The organism is Planktothrix sp. FACHB-1355, from assembly GCF_014748295.1.
Lineage (GTDB): Bacteria > Cyanobacteriota > Cyanobacteriia > Cyanobacteriales > Aerosakkonemataceae > Aerosakkonema > Aerosakkonema funiforme_A.
Genome location: NZ_JACJUP010001046.1, coordinates 1 through 2,431, shown reverse-complemented (window position 1 = coordinate 2,431; position 2,431 = coordinate 1). Strand labels below are relative to the sequence as shown.

The 2,431-nt window shown below is 41.8% G+C and carries 1 protein-coding gene; it reads left to right on the top strand.

Annotation, left to right across the window (positions count from 1 at the left end; all coding sequences use genetic code 11):
• Nucleotides 1-732 precede the first annotated feature (732 nt).
• Nucleotides 733-1,539, top strand: coding sequence for a cistern family PEP-CTERM protein (locus H6S82_RS28755; protein WP_190474847.1), 807 nt, complete (start codon nt 733-735; stop codon nt 1,537-1,539).
• Nucleotides 1,540-2,431: the final 892 nt, after the last annotated feature.

The following is a 2,431-nucleotide window of genomic DNA, read 5'->3' as shown; positions in this document are numbered from 1 at the left end:
ATAAAGCGGGAATATCCAAATATATACCATAAAAATAAGTCTATAGATAGATCCAGATTTGTATAGTTTTGTGTTAATGCGAGCAGGTAGGGAGATTGGGGAGTTACTGCGATCGCTTTCCTGGGTTAGCAGGTTCTCAATTCCGCCAAACCTTTGATTTGATACCTTTCTCTGTCAAAGTATGAGGCCACAGATAGGCAGACGGGAAAAAGAATGATAGATAATCTTCTGGCGCAAAATAGTAAAATTAAGTATTTATACTTAATTTTATTTAACAAGAAATTCAAAAATCATAGCTTAACCCATAGCTAGCTTAACATAGTTGAACTTTTAAATGGTAATAATACGTAATAAATAGTTTGTGGTTACACTTTCATTACGTATAAAAACCTACCCATAAGTTAGAATAACTTTTTAAAAAAGGTTGTGCAAAAACGTTAGGCCCACACAGAAGCTTAATCAAGCAGACAAATTATATGAAGATATGAAGAAGCTGGAGCCTTTGACTGGACATAGCTTTGAAGCTTTGTATAGAGTAGAACTCATAAAGGTTCGGTCAGAACTGCGCTGGCGAACAAGAAGCGCAAAGCATCAGTTCCAAGCAGTTGAGCGAAGGGTTAATCCCCCTGTGACTAAGAACACAAATCTATCGTGACAAGTCACATCTCCTGAAAATTAGATTCATTACATCCTAAAGCTATCCCCAAGTTCAAACTATTTCGGTACAACAAGATGTTTAAGCACCTTCCCAAACTAGCAATCGCGTTCTCTGCCGTGGCAGCAGCAGAAATCGCTTCCCTGGCTATAGCCCCTTCCGCTTCAGCTTTTAGTGTCAACAGCGATTGGGTTGAATTTGGCTTGAATGACATCAATCAGTCTTTTATAGTTGACTTTGACGGTAACGTTGCTACGCAAAACGTCATCGGACTCAGCTCTCAAGCAACCTTTACATTTAAAGGGTTTACTACCGTCGGCACCGGCACCGCCACCAAAACAGAAGCTAAATTTGACATCAGCTTAACCAATAACTCCAGCGACGGTATCACTTCCAGAACTTCAGCTTTGGGTTTTAACGTTTACGAGGCGATGTACTCCGATAAACTAGCTTTGGTCGGAGTCGGAAACGATGGCGGTAGCGGTAACACGCGCTCTACAGGGCTATTCGCTAAGGACAACAGCGGCTCATTCCCCAATCAGTTTGGTGCTATTGACGTATGCTTCACGGATGGGAACACCTGTCAGGGAGGCAGCAACGGTGGCGTTGACAATAACTCCGCAACTTCTCAAGCCCAGACCGGTACGTTTACTGCAACCTTAGCTGTTAACGGTAATATCGACAAGATTGCACTCGCAAACTTTGGTGTACGCTACCAAAGCATTAGCGGTAAAGGCTTGAATGGTGCTAGCGGCACGGGTCGTGGCGATATCAATTATGGCCCCAGAAAGATACCTGAGCCTACCACAACAGCAGCTTTAGGTTTAGTTGCCCTCAGCGGCCTTGCACTACGTAAACGTAACAAAGCTGTACCTCAGACATAAACGAGATCGCTGTCAAACAAAGTTAATTGGGATTAAGTAAAAGGGTGCTTTTGTTGCCCATCTTATTGGGGAGATAGGCAACATTTCTCTGGTTTGCCACGCTTGACACCAGTATTTAATAATTTATGATTTCCGATGCTGTTATCCAGGAGCTCCGATCGAGTCGTTAAAGCGTTCGATCGGTTTTTTTTATCCGGCAAGTGCATCCGCCTTCCCTCCCGCAGCGCCGATCGGTTTAGCTTCTCTGAAGCAAGGTGAAGCATCCCATACAGCAAGCCTATTCCCTACGGATAAAAAAATTTTGGTCGGAAGCGATTGTATTACTCCTCGTATGCTTCGCCGATACAGCATATATAGCTATGGCGTCGGGGCTATGGCGTCGGGCGTTGGGTAAGAACGGTCTAGAATCAACGGTTTGGTGGAATTAAGAATTACTTAAGCGCCTTGACGACTGCTATATATTCAGTAGCAATCCTTCTGGGAAACTAGCCCACCTTATTCCCTACCGGGGTTTCCTTGCGCTAAATACGTACATTTCATAGCATCAAGCTGCCCATATTCGGAGTTCGATCCGTGTTTATGACAGCTAAATGGCTCCTGAGATTGTAACACCCTGCCCCATAAAATCCTCTAACTCATTGTCCACGGAGTTTTTTTAGAGTAAATACTCAAATAAAGCTTTTTTAACTATTTTTATCTCCAGTTTGTCAGTAGTAATACAATATTTATTGTATGCTTTATTTAATAATAATACTTACTAAGCACCAATTATAATCCTTCCATATTAATTAACCACAGTAGAATAACGTAAAAATTCAAATTTTCCGAATCAACCTAATACACAGATATATTCTCTTGAAGACTAAATACTATAGAAATCATGAATTCGATT